Below are 15936 nucleotides of genomic sequence, written 5' to 3' on the forward strand. Positions count from 1 at the left end.
AGGAAAATGCGCATTGGCGCGTTCGCAAAAAGTTCGAAATAGGTAGCGCTGTTTACTGCGAATGCAAACGCTCGTTTTCACATCGCCATCAGTGATCGCAAGATGTTGCAAATGAATTCTCGTCTACGCAGAATGAACAGTGCGTTCTGAGCATGGGGGCTGCTCGGCTGTCGTATCGCTGATAAAACCTAGTGCAACACTTAACGCGTCCAGCAAACAGGAGACGTTCTTATGGCTAAGGTTCTGGTTCTCTACTATTCCGCTTACGGTCACATCGAGAAGATGGCCTATGCCGTCGCAGAAGGCGCAAAGTCCGCAGGTGCCGAAGTCACCGTCAAGCGCGTGCCGGAACTCGTGCCGGAAGAAGTTGCGAAAGCCTCTTACTTCAAGCTCGATCAGGAAGCTCCGATTGCAACGCCGGACGAACTGGCCGAGTACGATGCGATCATCGTCGGCTCCGGCACCCGTTTCGGCACCGTCGCCTCGCAGATGCGCAATTTCTGGGATCAGACGGGTGGCCTCTGGTTCGCTGGCAAGCTCGTCGGCAAGGTCGGCTCGGTCTTCACATCGTCCGCGACCCAGCACGGCGGCCAGGAATCGACCATTCTTGGCTTCATCCCAACCTTTTTGCATCAGGGTATGGCCGTTGTCGGCCTTCCCTATGCTTTCCAGGGCCAGATGGGCACGGAAGAAGTCAAGGGCGGCTCGCCCTACGGCGCTTCCACCATCACCAACGGCGACGGCTCGCGCCAGCCGTCCGAAATCGAGCTGGAAGCAGCAAAGTATCAGGGCGCCCACGTCGCCAAGATCGCTGCCAAGCTCACTGCTTGATCTGATCTAACGGAAATCCGGACGGGGCGCGGCGAAAGCCGCGCCTTTTGTTTGAGCGATAGCAGCCGGCGATCTGCGGCACTTGCATCGACTTGACCGCGCTCACCAGCCGGGTTGAAGGCGCCAGAGGCGCGTATCTCAGAAAGCTGCAGTCCAATTCAAAAAACGATTGCGCGACGCTTTCCAAATCACACAACGCAAGATATTGAAATCGCCCAGCGCGGACGTGGCGAAACTGGTAGACGCAAGGGACTTAAAATCCCTCGGCCTTTGGCTGTACGGGTTCGACCCCCGTCGTCCGCACCATCGGCTTATCAGGAAACGGGTGGCTGCCGCTTTGGCCGATGGCTAATCTGATCCAATCAACCGGATCGGAGTATGCCATGTCCATCTTCCTTCATCTGCATGAGATCGCGGCAAAGCGTGGAGACGGTTTGCGCCCGGAATTGATCAGGGCCTTGCAAGACACATGTCAGCAAAACGAGGTCATCTCGCTGGCTGCGCAACGGTCAAAGGCTGTCTTCGAGACAGCGGACTCACCGGAAATGGAGCAATCAGGCGATTGGAAGCATCGCACGCATGCGAAGTGAGTAAGGCGAAGCCCGCCGGCGCCGACGGATCGGTGTTGGGCGGGCCTCTAACCATCGTCATGATGGCTGTGTCATATTGGATGCAGGGGGAGCTTTGCTGTCAACTCGCAGATTTTGGGAGTTCCTCTGTCAGAGGCATAAATGGTTAACTGCCCGTTTGCGGCAATGATATCGCGACGGCAGGTCTGAAAGCGCGACAAACAGGCTTTCTTTGCTCATGTTTCCTGTGTCATAGCAGGGATGGATTGAAGAAGGACGGATAAGCCTTGGACAAACAGACTGTTCTCGACGCAACCGAGGCCATGCGTGGCCTTTTTTCCGCAACGCCGCTGCAGCTGAACGAGCATCTTTCCGCCCGCTATGGCGCGGATATCTGGCTGAAGCGCGAGGATCTGACGCCGGTGCGTTCCTACAAGATTCGCGGCGCCTTTAATTTCTTCCGCAAGGTGATTGCCGAAGGCGGCACGGAAAAGACTTTCGTCTGCGCATCCGCCGGCAATCATGCCCAGGGTTTTGCCTTCGTCTGCCGCCATTTCGGCGTGCCCGGCGTGGTCTACATGCCCGCGACGACGCCGCAGCAGAAGATCGACAAGACCCGCATCTTCGGCGGCGAATTCATCACCATCAAGCTCTTCGGCGATTTCTTCGACCAATGCTATCACGCCGCGCGCGAACATGTTGAGCGCATCGACGGCGTCATGGTGCCACCCTTCGATCATGTCGATATCATCGAGGGGCAGGCGACCGTTGCAGCCGAGATCGCGGAGCAGCTCCCCGCGGGCGTTGTCCCCGACCATGTCCTTCTTCCTGTCGGCGGTGGCGGTCTTGCAGCCGGCATCACCGGCTATTTCGCCGACAAGCTTTCCCGCGACGCCTTCGTTTTTGCAGAACCTGCGGGAGCGCCGAGCCTGCGCCGCAGCATCGAGGCGGGACATGTGATCACGCTGGCTAAAGTCGACAATTTCGTCGATGGCGCTGCCGTCGGCCGTATCGGCGAGCTGAACTTCGCCGCCTTGAAGGGCTTTGCAGCCGATCAGGTCAAGCTGATCGAGGAAAACGCCATCTGCGTCACCATCACCGATATGCTGAACGTCGAAGGCGTTGTGTTGGAGCCTGCCGGTGCGCTGGCGATCACGGCGTTGGAAAAGCTCGATCGCGACAGCATCCGCGGCAAGACCATCGTCGCCGTCGTCTCCGGCGGCAATTTCGACTTCGAGCGCCTGCCCGACGTCAAGGAGCGCGCCATGCGCTATGCCGGGCTGAAGAAATACTTCATCCTGCGTCTCGCGCAGCGCCCCGGCGCGCTTCGGGATTTCCTCAACATGCTCGGCCCGGAAGATGATATCGCCCGCTTCGAATATCTGAAGAAGAGCGCCCGCAATTTCGGTTCCATCCTGATCGGCATCGAGACGAAGAACCCGGATAATTTCAAGCAGCTTATCGCCAACTTCGAAAGTTCCGGCATGGGCTATGAGGACATCACCGAAAACGAGATCCTGGCAAACCTGATCATTTGACTTTGCGACCCCGCAACCTTCATGCTAAAGGCGATCCATGGCTTCGTTCTTTTCAAATATCATCTCGATCTTCACCGGCGGCGCAACGCAGCCGGGCACTGAAAAGTCTACCGCTCCGGCCGTCAGCGCCGAGCCGCAGGTGCATGCCGGCTGCACGATCTATGCGACGCCGCAGCGCGAGGGCAATCAGTTCCGCCTCATGGGCCGGATCGAGAAGGATGTGAACGGCGAGATGCTGGTGCGGACGTTCATTCGCGCCGATGTTTTCACCTCGTCGGACGATGCCGTGGAATCGGCGTTCCGCAAGGCGCAGCAGATCATCGACCAGAACGGCGCATCGCTGTTTGGCGATGGCGAAAAAAGCCGCCAAGTTTGATAGCAAGCGGATTCATTTAATATGCGTCTGATGCAGGGCCGCCTCTCGCATCCGCTTTTGGCGGCCCATAACACTTACTGAAATCGATGGCTGTTGGATCTTCGCAGGCTTAGGCCGCGCGGAACAGCTTTGCGCCGGAGGGCGCATTGACGGCGCCGCCGTCGACCGTGATTTCGATGGCCGTAACGTTGGCGGAATCGCCGGAAGCCAGATAGAGCGCGGCCTTGGCGATTTCGTCGGCTTCGCTCATGCGGCCGAGCGGGCTAAGACTGCCGAAGCGCGCCTCCAGCGCATCCATCGCCTCCGGCGTGGCAGCGCGCGTACCCCAGATCGGCGTCTTGGTGGCGCCCGGCGTCACCTGGTTGACGCGGATGCCGCGGGGGGCGAGTTCAGAGGCGAGATTGCGGGTCATGGCGCGAACGGCGCTCTTCGTGCCCGCATAGGCGGAATAGCCGGGAATGCCGAGGACGGCATGCACGGAGCCGTTCAGGATCACCGAACCGCCGTCGTTCAGATGCGGCAGCGCCGCCTGCACGGTGAAGAAGACTCCGGTGAAGTTGACCCGTACGATGGTCTCGAATTGCTCAAGCGTGGTTTTGCCGAGCGCGGTTTCGCCGGCAATTCCGGCATTGGCGAAGACGACATCGAATTTTCCGAGCTTCTCTGCAGCCTCGGCAAACGCCTTCTCCATGGCCGGGATATCGGTGGTGTCGGCCTGTAACGCCAGCACGTCGCCGCCGAGCTCCTCGGCTGCCGCAGCAAGCGTCTTGGCATTGCGGCCGGTGATGGCGACCTTGGCGCCTTCAGCTAGGAAGAGGCGGGCGGTGGCGAAGCCGATACCGCTGTTTCCGCCAGTGATGAGGGCAACCTTGTTCTTGAGACGCATGTTCGTAGCTCCTGTTGGCTTTTGTCACGATCTGGATTATGATCGTTATCTATAAGGATTATGATCGTAATCCATTTTGTCAAGCCAGGCAGGAAAGGATTTTCGATGGGCCGCTCGCAATTGGAAAAGCAAAAGACGCACGAACGCATCGTGACGCTTGCCGCCAAACGTCTGCGCGAGGAGGGATTGGAGGGAATCGGCGTCGCCGATCTCATGAAGGAAGCCGGTTTGACCGTCGGGGGCTTTTACAAGCATTTCGCCTCCCGCGACGAACTCGTGGCGGAAGCCATGGAATCGGCGATCGGATCATGGCGACGGCAACAGGAGGAACAGGGGATTGACCCCGCGAGCATCTCGCTAAACGACTATGTCGATAGCTATCTCAGCGAACGTCACCGCGATCATTGCGGCGAGGGCTGTGCCTATGCGGCGCTCACGGCAGATATGGCGCGCAGCAGCGATGCGGTCCGCACCGTGGCGACGGAGGGCTTGCAAAGAAATTTCGAGACCATGACGGCGCGCATGCGACAGCCCGAAACCGCCGAAGTCAGACGGAAGGCAATCATCGCCTCCTGCCTCATGACCGGCGCGCTCGGCCTTGCGCGCGTGGCGAACGACGAAGCGCTTTCCAGTGAAATTCTGGAGACCGTGAAGCAGTTCGTGAAGGAGCTGCCACAGGCAAAATAGCAAAGCGGCCGGTTGGAGCCGGCCGCCTGTCATCATCAGAATAATGCTGTCGATTAAGCGGCGAGAGCCAGCTCGGAAGCGCGGGCCTGAGCGGCGCCGACAGCCTTTTCGGCGGCTTCCGGACCAAAAGCGACGCCTTCGACGTAGACAGTCTCGACATCGGTGATGCCGATGAAGCCGAGAACCGACTTCAGATAGGGAACGGCATGGTTCAGCGGAGCAGCCGGGCCTTCGGAGTAGACACCGCCGGAGGCGAGCACGATGTAGGCCTTCTTGCCGGTCGCCAGGCCCTTCGGGCCGGTTTCCGTGTAGGTGAAGGTGCGGCCGGCGCGGGCGATGTTGTCGATCCAGGTCTTCAGCGAAGAGTAGATGTTGAAGTTGATGAGGCCGGTGCCAATGACCAGCGTGTCGGCGGCGAGCAACTCGTCAACGAGCGCTTCGGAAACCTTGATGGCTTCGTTCTGCTCGAGCGTGCGGGCGTCGGCCGGCGTGCGGATAGCGGCCGTGAAGGGGCCGTCGATATGCGGCAGGTTGTCGGCGGCGAGATCGCGACGAACAAGCGTCTTGCCCGGGTTGTTGGCCTTGATCTTCTCTGCAAGCTCGACGGCGATCTTGCTGGAGAGCGAATCCGAGCGGGGGCTGGAGGTCAGAAGCAGAATGGAGGACATATCCGTTTTCCTTTTCAATGGGTTGCGAAAATCGGCTGGGAGAATCCGATCACGTTCGGTTCAGTAGATAAGTCCTCAGTGCTATCGAGAGAAACTGTGATAATATGGATTGTAATTATCGATAGAATGGATGGCCGATGCTTCCCAATCCCACCCTTGACCAATTGCAGGTGTTCCTGACCGTCGCAGAGTCCGGCAGTTTTTCCGCGGCTTCGCGTGCGCTCAATCGTGCCCAATCGGTCATCAGCTATACGATCGCCAATCTGGAGGCTCAGCTGGAAATGCCGCTGTTCGAGCGTTCCGGCTCCCGCCAGCCGAAGCTGACGGATGCGGGCAGGGTGATGCTTGAGGATGCGCGCCGCATCCTCTCCGATCTTCAGGTGATGCGCGCCAGAGTGAAGGGTTTGAAGACCGGGCTGGAGGCAGAAGTGGCTGTCGCCATCAGCGTCATGGTGCCCGTCCATGCCACGGTCGAAGTGCTACGCGAATTCCGCGATCGCTTTCCTTACGTTTCGCTGCGTCTCGACACCGGCGAACTCGGCACGATGCTGGAACTTGTTGCGAGCGGCAAGTCGACGATCGGCATTGGCGGGGCGGTGATCAGGCAGGACGATGCGTTGATGATCGAGCGTATCGGTCATTCCTTCATGATGCCCGTCGCAGCACCGACGCACCCGCTGGCACAGATCGGAGGGCCGCTGACGCTTGCCGATGTCCGCGAGGAGGTCCAACTGGTCGTCACCGACGCCTCAAGCCTGACGAATGGCAAGGATTTCAATGTCCTGTCTTACAAGACATGGCGCGTCAGCGATATCGCCACCAAGCATCAGCTAATACGAGGTGGCCTCGGTTGGGGTGGGTTGCCGGCATCCTTTATCATGGAAGATTTGCAAAAAGGGCGGCTCGTGCCGCTGCCTCTCGATGCCTACGATCAGAGCGAATACCCGATCTATGCGATCCGCAAGCTCGACAATCCGCCCGGCCCGGCGGCGGCCTGGATGATCGAAGCCTTCCGTTCACGCCTGTCTCAATGTCCGAACCAGGCGGATTTCAAGGCGGCGGTCGAGATGTTCCATCCGGGAGACAAGCGGCTGGCCGCTGAATGAAAGTCCTCTCCCCGCAAGGAGGAGAGGACCATATCGTTGGGACTTACAGCACCAGACGGTAGTTGCGGAAGCCGTCCGTGCCTTCGCCGGCGTCCTCGATCTTCACGCTCTTGACCTGAGCGAGGAAATCCTTGGCCTTTGGCGAACTCTGGAACAGGACGGTCGTGCCCGGCAGCGGCTTGAAGATCCAGTTGCCGTCGGCGGTCGGGTTGATCGTGCCCTGATCGTGGACATAGCGCACGATGACGTCGCGGTTGGTGTCGGGCGCCTGGTAGATGACCTTGTCGGCCCGGATTTCCGGGAAGTTGCCGCCGCCGCCGGCGCGGTAATTGTTGGTGACAACAACGAACTTCTGCGCGGGGTCGATCGGCTTGCCATTGAACTGCAGGTTCTCGATGCGGTTCGAATCGGCATTAAGGAGCTTGCCGTCATCGCCGAAGCGGCGCGGCTGCGAGACATCGATCTGGTAGGTGACGCCGTCGATGACGTCGAAGTTGTAGGACGGGAAGCTATTGTTGATGATATCCGCATCCTTGGCGCCCGGCTTGACCTGGTTGAACATCGCGGCCGACATTTCCAGCCAGTTCTTGACCTGCGCGCCGTTGATGACGACGGCCTGCACCGTATTCGGATAGAGATAGAGGTCGGCGACGTTCTTGATGGCGATATTGCCGGCGGGAACGTCGGTATAATAGTCGGCGCCGTTGCGGCCGCCGCACTTGAAAGGTGCTGCAGCCGAAAGGATCGGCAGATCCTTGTACTGCGTTTCCTTCAGCATCTCCTTGATATACCAGACCTGCGCCTGGCTGACGATCTGCACCGACGGATCGTCGGCAACCAGCGCGAAATAGGAGTAGAGCGGTGCGGAGGTCTTGCCGACGGGCGTGCGGACATAGGTCAGCGTCGCCTCATGCTCGGCCTTAGCGGCTTCGACCACTTCCTTCTTGTCGGCGACGTCGGCGACGACCTTCTTCTTGTCGTCGCGATGATAGATCGGCCGTGCTTCAGAGGTGAAGTCGACGATCTTCCAGCTCTTGCCGTCCTTCTCCAGCAGAAGATCGATCAAGCCAAGATGCGAGCCCCAGAAGCCGGCCATGACGGTGGGCTTGCCGTGCAGCGTGCCCTTCACCGGATCGGCATCCTTGATGCCGTCCCAGGTCTTCGGGCCGGGGAAGACGAGATGCTGGTGGCCGGTGAAGACGGCATCGATGCCATCGACCGCGGCCACGTAGAGCGAGGCGTTTTCCATTTTCTCGCTCGGGCCGCTGCCGTCGATGCCCGAATGCGAAAGGGCGATGACGATATCGGCACCTTCGGCCTTCATGACCGGGACCCAGGCCTTGGCGGCTTCGACGATATCGCGGGTCTGCGCCTTGCCTTCGAGGTTCTTGATGTCCCAGAGCATGATCTGCGGCGGCACGAAGCCGATGAAGCCGATCTTGATCGGGCTTTCATTGCCGGAGCCGTCCTTGATCTTCTTTTCGAGGATCAGATAGGGCTTGAAGAACAAGTCGTCTTTCGTCGGGTCGGAGGCAAGCTGACCCTTGGTCAGGTTGGCGCACACGAACGGGAAGTTTGCACCACCCAAGACCTTGAACATGAAGTCGAGGCCGTAGTTGAATTCGTGGTTGCCGAGCGTTCCCACAGAATAGCCGAGCGTGTTCATCGCCTTGATGACGGGATGGACGTCGCCGTCCTTCATGCCGTGCTGATAGGCCATGTAGTCGCCCATCGGGTTGCCCTGCAGCACGTCGCCGTTGTCGATGAGGAGCGAGTTGGTGGCTTCAGCGCGGATATTGTCGATGATCGTTGCCGTACGCGTCAGACCCATCGTGTCGTTCGGCTTGTCGGCATAATAGTCATAAGGGAAGACGTTGACGTGGATGTCGGTCGTTTCCATGAGACGCAGATGCGCCTGGTTGCCGGCTGCGCGCGCGGCGAAAGGATGCAGCACGATCAGCGCCGCCGTGGCGCTGAGGCCTTGCAGCAGTGAGCGGCGCGACATGCTGGGCAAATCCAGAATGGAAGACATGAAACACTCCTTCAACGATAGGGCTATTGTCCGTCGATCATCTCTCGGGTGAAGGGAGACTAGGACTATTTTCGAAGGTGTGCACCAGGAATGTGACAGGCTTATTGTGGTTATATGCCAGTCGGTGCCAACATTTGTTCAGCGTTTCAGAACCGGCTTTATGTCCTTGTGGAAAAAGCGAAAATAGGAAGCGACCTTTGCCGCGGCATTGGACGAGCGATCGAACTCGATGCCGATGCGGCCATTATGGGCCCAGCGCACGAAACCATCGAGCAGGCCGATATCGTCGCATTCGACGCGAACCTTGCTGCCTGCCGCGGCATAGAGCGGCGACTGCAGATCGAGTGCGATCCCGCTGGTGGAAATATCGACGACGCGACCGGCGACGAGCTTGGTGAAATAGCGAACCTGACCCATCAGCCGGGCGTGTTGGCGCGGCGAACCTCGTGTCTTGATTTTCAGATTGCCTTGGACGAGAGATTTCGAAGAGAACTGCATGATGTTATCCCGGCTCATACATCTTTTTCCCCTTCTGGATAGCAGGCGTGCATTGAGGGATGCTTAGCATAGTCGCTAAAATTGTAGGCGGTCGTCCCGAATCGGTACCGGCACCCAGGTGCCTGAACGCGACCCGCGATGTGACTATTGAGAGGTGCAGAACATGCGTATCGTGTCGTTAAATGCGTGGGGCGGCAGGCTGTATGGGCCGCTGATGCCCTATCTTGTCGACGTTGATGCGGATGTTCTGTGCCTGCAGGAAGTGGTTCGCACGCAGGATGCGGACACCGGATGGCTGGTCTATCGCGATCACGGCGTGGAGCTTCCGCAGCGCGCCAATCTCTTCGAGGAGCTGAAGGTTGCTTTGCCGGCTTACGATGCCTTCTTCCTCCCCGTAGCACGGGGCGACCTTTTCGATGGGGACCGACGGTTTCATTCCGAATTCGGCTTGGCGACCTTCGTGCGCAAGACCTATCCGATCATCGGCCAAGCAGCCGGCTTCATCCATGGCGAATTTTCGGGCGATGGCTACGGGCCGCATCCGCGCTCGCGCAACGCTCATTGCATCCGCCTTTTCGACTATGAACACGGCTATCCCGTCACCATCGCCCATATGCATGGCCTGCGTGACTTGGAAGGCAAGGGCGACACGGCTGCACGCCGCCATCAGGCAAATGCGTTTGTCGAACTCATCCGGCAGGTGAAACAGGACGGCGACCGGCTGGTCGTCTGCGGCGATTTCAACGTGCTTCCTGATAGCGAAACCTTCGAAATCCTCGGCAGCCTCGGGCTCGTCGATCTGGTCACCTCACTGGGACATGACGACACGCGCACGTCTCATTACCGAAAGCAGCCGCGCTTTGCCGACTACATGCTGGTGACCTCGAATGTCGAGGTGATCGGCTTCGATCCCGTCGCCGAGCCCGAAGTCTCAGATCACCGCGCGCTGCTGCTGGATCTGCGTTGAAAATGATCAGAGGCCGACATTCGGCCTCTCTATGACTTCGCGCAGGGCAAAGCTCGAATTGATCTTCACGACATGCGGCAGCGCCGAGAGCCAGTCGCGGTGAATGCGCTCGTAGTCCTCAAGATCCCGGGCGGCGACGCGCAATATGTAGTCGTATTCCCCAGACATCAGGTAGCAGGCCAGCACGTTCGGGCAGCGCTTTACCGCCACCTCGAATTCCGAAAGCGTCTTGGCGAACTGGCCGGATAGCGAGATGTGCACGATGGCGATCATCTTGTAGTCCAGCGCCTTCTGCGACAGATGCGCGTGATAGCCGGCGATGACGCCGCTCTTTTCGAGGATATCGAGCCGGCGGGAGCAGGCCGAGGGCGATAGGCCGACCTTTTCGGCCAGTTCCGCATTGGTGATCCGCGCGTTCTGCTGCAGCATCCGCAGAATCGAATGATCTATGGCATCAAGGTCGGACATTCGAAGATCTTTCGAAAAAACTCCTATCCACGCAATAAATCACGAAAAATGACTGCAGCGCAATTTGTCTTTGCAAGGACATTGCGGGGCTGTGGTGGTCTGATCTCAGGCGGAGAAAATATGAGACGCACAAGCGTTCGAGGAGGAGTGAAATGCGCGTTGGTTGCCCCAAGGAAATCAAGAACCATGAATATCGCGTCGGCCTGACACCGGCGTCCGTTCGTGAATATATCGCCCACGGCCACGAGGTCTGGGTGGAAACGAAAGCCGGTGCCGGCATCGGTGCCGACGATCATGCCTACGTGGCCGCCGGCGCCAAGATCGCGGCAAGCGCCAAGGATATTTTCGAGAAGTGCGACATGATCGTAAAGGTCAAGGAGCCGCAGCCCTCCGAATGGACGCAGCTCCGCGAAGGCCAGCTTCTCTACACCTATCTGCATCTCGCGCCCGATCCGGAGCAGACCAAGGGCCTGCTCGCTTCCGGCGTGACCGCCATCGCCTATGAGACCGTGACCGACGAGCGCGGCGGCCTGCCGCTGCTGGCGCCGATGTCTGAGGTCGCCGGTCGTCTGTCGATCCAGGCCGGTGCAACGGCGCTGCAGAAGGCCAATGGCGGCCTCGGCATCCTCCTCGGCGGCGTGCCGGGCGTGCTGCCGGCCAAGGTGACGATCATCGGCGGCGGCGTCGTCGGCCTGCATGCTGCCAAGATGGCGGCCGGCCTCGGCGCCGACGTCAGCATCCTCGATCGCTCGCTGCCGCGTCTGCGCCAGCTCGATGATATCTTCAACGGCCGCGTCCACACGCGCTATTCCAGCATTCAGGCGCTGGAAGAAGAGGTCTTCTCCGCAGATCTCGTCATCGGCGCCGTTCTGATCCCCGGTGCGGCAGCGCCGAAGCTGGTGACGCGCGAAATGCTGTCCGGCATGAAGAAGGGCTCGGTCATCGTCGACGTCGCCATCGACCAGGGTGGTTGCTTCGAGACCTCGCATGCGACGACGCATTCCGATCCGACCTACGTCGTCGAAGGCGTCGTGCATTACTGTGTCGCCAACATGCCGGGTGCCGTTCCCGTCACTTCGGCACATGCTCTGAACAACGCCACGATTTATCATGGCCTTGCCCTGGCTGATCGCGGCCTGCGCGCCATCGCGGAAGACAAGCACCTCCGCAATGGCCTCAATGTTCACAAGGGCCGCGTTACCAACAAGCCGGTGGCCGAAGCGCTCGGCTATGAGGCCGCAGCACCCGAAAGCGTCCTCAACGTCGCGTAATATCAATCAAGTGGAGGCGCCAGCATCGGCATGTGCCGGCACCTCCACCTTGTCGATCCTGCATTGATAGCAATTATTGCGCGCCGAGCGGACGTGGATATAGGCGATGTCGGGACGTTCCAGCAGCGAAGCCGCATAGGCTGCGATATCGCCGGTCGGCGTCACGGCGCCGGTTCCGTAGACAATGCGATCGTTCTCTCCATAGCCACGCACGATGAAATCCCGGCTGCTCGCCAGCACGGGCGGCAGGATTTCTTCCGCGTCGTAGCGCTGGCACGGCGTCTTGTGCAGGAAGATGGGACCGGTTTCTGCATAGGGCTGCAATTCCGGGAAGGGACGGTAGGCGAAGACGAATAGTTCCTCGCCGGCATCGATATTGCGCAGGCAATGGCGGCAGGGATGGCCCGGACCATCGGAGATTATAGTCTCCGGCTGGTAACCATAGGCATCCGCGCCGCCGCGCCACATAACTTCGGCATCTGTCGCGGGCATTGCTGCAAAAGCGATGGAGAACATGGCAAAGCTCCTTTCGAGATCTGCCATGTGATGCGCCGGTATGGGGTGGGAAACCACCCGATTCCTGCCGCCTATCTCTTTGACTCTCGCCAACTCAACATCGTGCCGAGCGATTGCGCAGGCTAAGGCGTTCTAGCCCTTTTTGGCGAGCTCGAGCAGTTCCTTGTCGCTCAGCGGCCTGACGATGCCTTCACCGGTCGAAGTCGGCGAGAAGCCGAACATCTGGTAGAGCTGCAATGCCCGCGGATGATCGAGGTTGTTCGTCGTCGTCACGATCCGCTGCGGATTGAGCGTCCATATCGCGTAAAGCGCCTGCAGCAGGAACCATTTGCCGATGCCAAGGCCAAGAGCGTGCTCCATGAGGCCGAAATGACTGAGCTCGATCGTCTCCTCATCCTGACGGAAATATTCGAAAAAGCCGGCCGGAGCGCCATTGACGTAGAGCACGCTGATATTGTTGCGCTGGTCGTGAAGCGCGGTCGCCAAGTCCTCGTCAGAGAGGCGGATCCGGTCCACCCAATGCCAGCGGGCCCCCACCTGGCGGTAGAGATGGCGATAGAAGGGCAGCGGAATATCGGGCGCACGCATGATCGCCGTCTGGATATTGACGGGCACCGCCAGGCTGGTCTTGGGCGGCGCAGTCATTTCCAGACGGGTGATGTGAACCTTGATGGACGAGGGCGTTTTCACCACGATGCTGCTCAATCTTGACCGGTGACGATTGGCGTGTCCGCCCGGCTGCCCCATTCCGACCAGGAGCCGTCGTAGAGTCTGTTGCTGCCATGGCCGAGGGATTCGAGCGCCAGCGTGATGATGGCGGCGGTAATGCCGGAGCCGCAGGTCGTCACCACAGGCTTGTCGAGATCGATGCCGGCCATCTCGATTGTTTCGCGTAGTTCCGGCAGCGACTTGAACTTGCCGTTCGTGGCGAACACGCCGGACGGCAGGCTTCTTGCGCCCGGCATGTGGCCTGAGCGCATGCCTTCGCGCGGCTCAGGCTCAGTCGCCGCAAAGCGCCCGGCGCTGCGGGCATCGGCGATCTGCGAAGAGCTGGAGTCGACAATGCCACGCATCTCATCGAGCGCGACGACGCGACTGCCGTTGAACTTGGGCTTGAAGATCGCGGCTTCGAAGGCGGGCAGGGCCGTTTCGAGCGGTCGCCCTTCAGCCTTCCAGCCATCCAGGCCGCCATCGAGCACAAAGACGTTCGGCGCACCCATGACGATGTGGAACAGCCACCAGACGCGCGGCGACGCAAAGACACCGGGGCCGTCGTAGATGACGATGCGGTCTGTCTCGCTGATGCCGAGCTTGCCGACTTCCGCGGCGAAGAATTCGGGCGAAGGAACCATATGCGGCAGGTTGGTCGAATGATCTGATATCTTGTCCTGATCGAAGCGGATGGCGCCCGGAATATGGCCGCTGGCATATTCGGCGTCGGCATTGCGCTTCTGCGCCGGCAGATAGAAGGATGCGTCGAGGATGCGCAGATCCTTGGTGCCCAGCTCGCCTTGCAGCCAGTCGGCGGATACGACGAAACGGCTCTTGTCCGCGGCCATGATGATCTCTCCCTGCTATGATTTCTTGGTCTTGATATCGGGATCCAGGCGCTTGCCCGGTCAATTCTCGTCGGTCGGCGTGCCGAAACGAATGCGGAAGCGGCGGTTTTCCTTGCCCTTCTTCTCGATCTTGGCGATGTGGATCGCACCGACCTCCTGCGTCTCGGACACATGCGTGCCGCCGCACGGCTGGCTGTCGACGGCCGAATCCTCGCCGATGCAGACGAGGCTCACGCGGCCGAGCCCCATCGGCGGGCGCACATTCTTGGATTTGACGATGTCGGGATTGGCGACCAGTTCCTCATCTGTGATCCAGCGGAGGAATACGGGATGGTTCTCGTTGACGAGCGCCATCATCCTGGTCGTCACCTCGTCCTTGTCGATGGTTTCGCTCATGTCGAAATCGACGCGGCTTTCTTCCTCGCCGACCGCCGCACCTGTGATCGGGTAAGGGCAGACAACCGAGAGCAGATGGCAGGCCGTATGCATGCGCATCAGCTTGTAGCGACGCGCCCAGTCGATATGCAGCACCAGCTTCTCGCCGACGATGGGCCGCGGTTCGCCGTCGAGCGGAACGTGGATGATGATGTCCTTGATAGGACCATGCTTCGTCTGACCAAGCGTGATCCTGGAGCCGTCACCGCGCTCCAGGAAACCCGTATCGCCCGGCTGACCGCCCGAGGTGGCGTAAAAGCAGGTCTGATCGAGCTCGATGCCCCCGTCTTCGTGAATTGCGGTTACCACTGCTTCGGCGGTCGAGAGATAGAAATCATCACGATAAAGGGCATTGACGGTCATATGATCACGCTGTTGCTTCGTATGGGACGGTAATTTCCGCCCGCTTTTCCAGATAGGCCGGCAGCGGCAGGCCCTTGGACTTCAGGAAGTCCGGATTGAAGAGCTTCGACTGATAGCGATTGCCGTAATCGCACAGAATGGTCACGATCGTATGTCCGGGACCGAGATCCCTAGCGAGACGGACCGCGCCGGCGATATTGATGGCCGTCGAGCCGCCCAGGCAGAGGCCCTCGTACTCGACCAGGTCGAAGACGTAGGGCAGCGCTTCCGCATCGGTGATCTGGTAGGCGAAGTCAGGCGTAAAGCCCTCCAGATTGGCCGTCACGCGACCCTGGCCGATGCCTTCGGTGATCGAGGAGCCGGAGGATTTCAATTCGCCATTTTTGTAGAATTCGTAGAGTGCCGCGCCTTCAGGATCGGCAATGCCGATCTTGATGTCCTTGTTGAAGGCGTGCAGGCCCATGGCGACGCCGGCCAGCGTGCCGCCGGAGCCGACCGAGCAGATGAAGCCGTCGATCTTGCCATTGGTATCGGCCCAGATTTCCTTGGCCGTCGTCTCGATATGTGCCTGCCGGTTGGCGACGTTGTCGAACTGGTTCGCCCAGATCGCGCCGTTCGGCTCCGTCTTTGCCAGCTGTTCGGCAAGCCGGCCCGAGACCTTCACGTAGTTGTTCGGATTTCTGTAGGGGACGGCGGGAACCTCGACCAATTCGGCGCCGAGCAGCTTCAGCGCGTCCTTCTTTTCCTGGCTCTGCGTTTCCGGAATGACGATGACGGTACGATAGCCAAGCGCCTTGGCGACGAGCGTCAGGCCGATGCCGGTATTGCCGGCCGTTCCCTCGACGATGACGCCGCCAGGCCTCAGCAGCCCCTTTTTCTCGGCATCGCGAATGATGTAGAGCGCGGCCCGGTCCTTGACCGACTGGCCGGGATTCAAAAATTCGGCCTTGCCAAGAATGGTCGAGCCCGTCGCCTCGGAGGCGCCCTTGAGCTTGATCAACGGCGTATTGCCAATTGCTTCTAGGACGGACGGATGGACGGTCATTGGAATCTGCCTTCTGTTCACAACTACTGTAAGAACGGTCTTTTCCCTTCACAAGGCTACATAGGCAAGAAATTCTGTTCCTCGCTATTTGTTCGCGCTGCAAAATTCGACTTGGCGGCAT

At 59.7% G+C, this 15936-nt stretch carries 17 protein-coding genes and 1 tRNA gene; 8 read left to right on the forward strand and 10 right to left on the reverse strand.

Going from position 1 to position 15936, the window contains the following annotated elements:
• The first annotated feature begins 231 nt into the window (after positions 1-231).
• The 4 genes from wrbA to GA0061102_RS06180 all read left to right on the forward strand — a co-directional run bounded on the left by wrbA (position 232) and on the right by GA0061102_RS06180 (position 3314).
• On the forward strand, positions 232-831 hold the full coding sequence (wrbA, locus tag GA0061102_RS06160; protein WP_004118508.1) for an NAD(P)H:quinone oxidoreductase type IV: 600 nt from the start codon (positions 232-234) through the stop codon (positions 829-831).
• Between the two features lie 220 nt (positions 832-1051).
• A tRNA-Leu gene (locus GA0061102_RS06165) sits at positions 1052-1137 on the forward strand.
• 550 nt (positions 1138-1687) lie between these two features.
• Positions 1688-2938 (forward strand): threonine ammonia-lyase, encoded by a 1251-nt coding sequence (gene ilvA / locus GA0061102_RS06175; RefSeq protein ID WP_092844994.1) that lies wholly within the window; start codon positions 1688-1690, stop codon positions 2936-2938.
• 37 nt (positions 2939-2975) lie between these two features.
• Entirely contained in the window at positions 2976-3314 is a 339-nt protein-coding gene (locus tag GA0061102_RS06180) for an HlyU family transcriptional regulator (protein WP_092844995.1), read from the forward strand.
• A gap of 109 nt (positions 3315-3423) precedes the next feature.
• On the opposite strand, the gene GA0061102_RS06185 is transcribed toward GA0061102_RS06180, so the two are convergent.
• Complete coding sequence (locus GA0061102_RS06185; protein ID WP_092844996.1) at positions 3424-4200, reverse strand: SDR family NAD(P)-dependent oxidoreductase; 777 nt, start codon at positions 4198-4200, stop codon at positions 3424-3426.
• Positions 4201-4305: 105 nt separating this feature from the next.
• Here GA0061102_RS06185 and GA0061102_RS06190 point away from each other — a divergent pair, with 105 nt between their 5' ends.
• On the forward strand, positions 4306-4887 hold the full coding sequence (locus tag GA0061102_RS06190) for a TetR/AcrR family transcriptional regulator (RefSeq protein ID WP_092844998.1): 582 nt from the start codon (positions 4306-4308) through the stop codon (positions 4885-4887).
• Between the two features lie 53 nt (positions 4888-4940).
• On the opposite strand, the gene GA0061102_RS06195 is transcribed toward GA0061102_RS06190, so the two are convergent.
• The gene (locus tag GA0061102_RS06195) at positions 4941-5555 is read right to left on the reverse strand and encodes an FMN-dependent NADH-azoreductase (protein ID WP_092845000.1); all 615 of its coding nucleotides are present in this window, start codon (positions 5553-5555) and stop codon (positions 4941-4943) included.
• 137 nt (positions 5556-5692) lie between these two features.
• On the opposite strand from GA0061102_RS06195, the gene GA0061102_RS06200 reads away from it, so the two are divergent.
• On the forward strand, positions 5693-6661 hold the full coding sequence (locus GA0061102_RS06200) for a LysR family transcriptional regulator (protein ID WP_092845002.1): 969 nt from the start codon (positions 5693-5695) through the stop codon (positions 6659-6661).
• A 43-nt stretch (positions 6662-6704) separates the two neighbouring features.
• Here GA0061102_RS06200 and GA0061102_RS06205 read toward each other — a convergent pair whose 3' ends face one another.
• Entirely contained in the window at positions 6705-8693 is a 1989-nt protein-coding gene (locus tag GA0061102_RS06205; RefSeq protein ID WP_092845004.1) for a bifunctional 2',3'-cyclic-nucleotide 2'-phosphodiesterase/3'-nucleotidase, read from the reverse strand.
• A gap of 138 nt (positions 8694-8831) precedes the next feature.
• The gene (locus GA0061102_RS06210) at positions 8832-9209 is read right to left on the reverse strand and encodes a PilZ domain-containing protein (RefSeq protein WP_245297936.1); all 378 of its coding nucleotides are present in this window, start codon (positions 9207-9209) and stop codon (positions 8832-8834) included.
• Between the two features lie 145 nt (positions 9210-9354).
• Between GA0061102_RS06210 and GA0061102_RS06215 the strand changes: the two genes are divergently transcribed.
• The gene (locus GA0061102_RS06215) at positions 9355-10158 is read left to right on the forward strand and encodes an endonuclease/exonuclease/phosphatase family protein (protein WP_092845006.1); all 804 of its coding nucleotides are present in this window, start codon (positions 9355-9357) and stop codon (positions 10156-10158) included.
• Positions 10159-10164: 6 nt separating this feature from the next.
• Here GA0061102_RS06215 and GA0061102_RS06220 read toward each other — a convergent pair whose 3' ends face one another.
• Positions 10165-10626, reverse strand: a complete 462-nt coding sequence (locus tag GA0061102_RS06220; RefSeq protein ID WP_092845008.1) for an Lrp/AsnC family transcriptional regulator — start codon at positions 10624-10626, stop codon at positions 10165-10167.
• Positions 10627-10778: 152 nt separating this feature from the next.
• On the opposite strand from GA0061102_RS06220, the gene ald reads away from it, so the two are divergent.
• On the forward strand, positions 10779-11897 hold the full coding sequence (gene ald / locus GA0061102_RS06225; RefSeq protein ID WP_092845010.1) for an alanine dehydrogenase: 1119 nt from the start codon (positions 10779-10781) through the stop codon (positions 11895-11897).
• Between the two features lie 6 nt (positions 11898-11903).
• Here the strand turns inward: ald and GA0061102_RS06230 are convergent, their stop codons facing one another.
• The 5 genes from GA0061102_RS06230 to GA0061102_RS06250 form a co-directional block, all read right to left on the reverse strand.
• Positions 11904-12413 carry a DUF1203 domain-containing protein gene (locus GA0061102_RS06230; RefSeq protein WP_092845283.1) on the reverse strand — a complete coding sequence of 170 codons (510 nt, stop codon included), beginning with the start codon at positions 12411-12413 and terminating at the stop codon, positions 11904-11906.
• 132 nt (positions 12414-12545) lie between these two features.
• Positions 12546-13106, reverse strand: coding sequence for a GNAT family N-acetyltransferase (locus tag GA0061102_RS06235; RefSeq protein WP_092845285.1), 561 nt, complete (start codon positions 13104-13106; stop codon positions 12546-12548).
• Between the two features lie 8 nt (positions 13107-13114).
• Positions 13115-13972 carry a 3-mercaptopyruvate sulfurtransferase gene (sseA, locus tag GA0061102_RS06240; protein WP_092845012.1) on the reverse strand — a complete coding sequence of 286 codons (858 nt, stop codon included), beginning with the start codon at positions 13970-13972 and terminating at the stop codon, positions 13115-13117.
• A 60-nt stretch (positions 13973-14032) separates the two neighbouring features.
• The gene (locus GA0061102_RS06245) at positions 14033-14770 is read right to left on the reverse strand and encodes an alanyl-tRNA editing protein (RefSeq protein WP_092845014.1); all 738 of its coding nucleotides are present in this window, start codon (positions 14768-14770) and stop codon (positions 14033-14035) included.
• A 4-nt stretch (positions 14771-14774) separates the two neighbouring features.
• Positions 14775-15815, reverse strand: a complete 1041-nt coding sequence (locus GA0061102_RS06250) for a cysteine synthase A (protein ID WP_092845016.1) — start codon at positions 15813-15815, stop codon at positions 14775-14777.
• Positions 15816-15936: the final 121 nt, after the last annotated feature.

The organism is Martinezella miluonensis, from assembly GCF_900094545.1.
Taxonomy (GTDB): domain Bacteria; phylum Pseudomonadota; class Alphaproteobacteria; order Rhizobiales; family Rhizobiaceae; genus Rhizobium; species Rhizobium miluonense.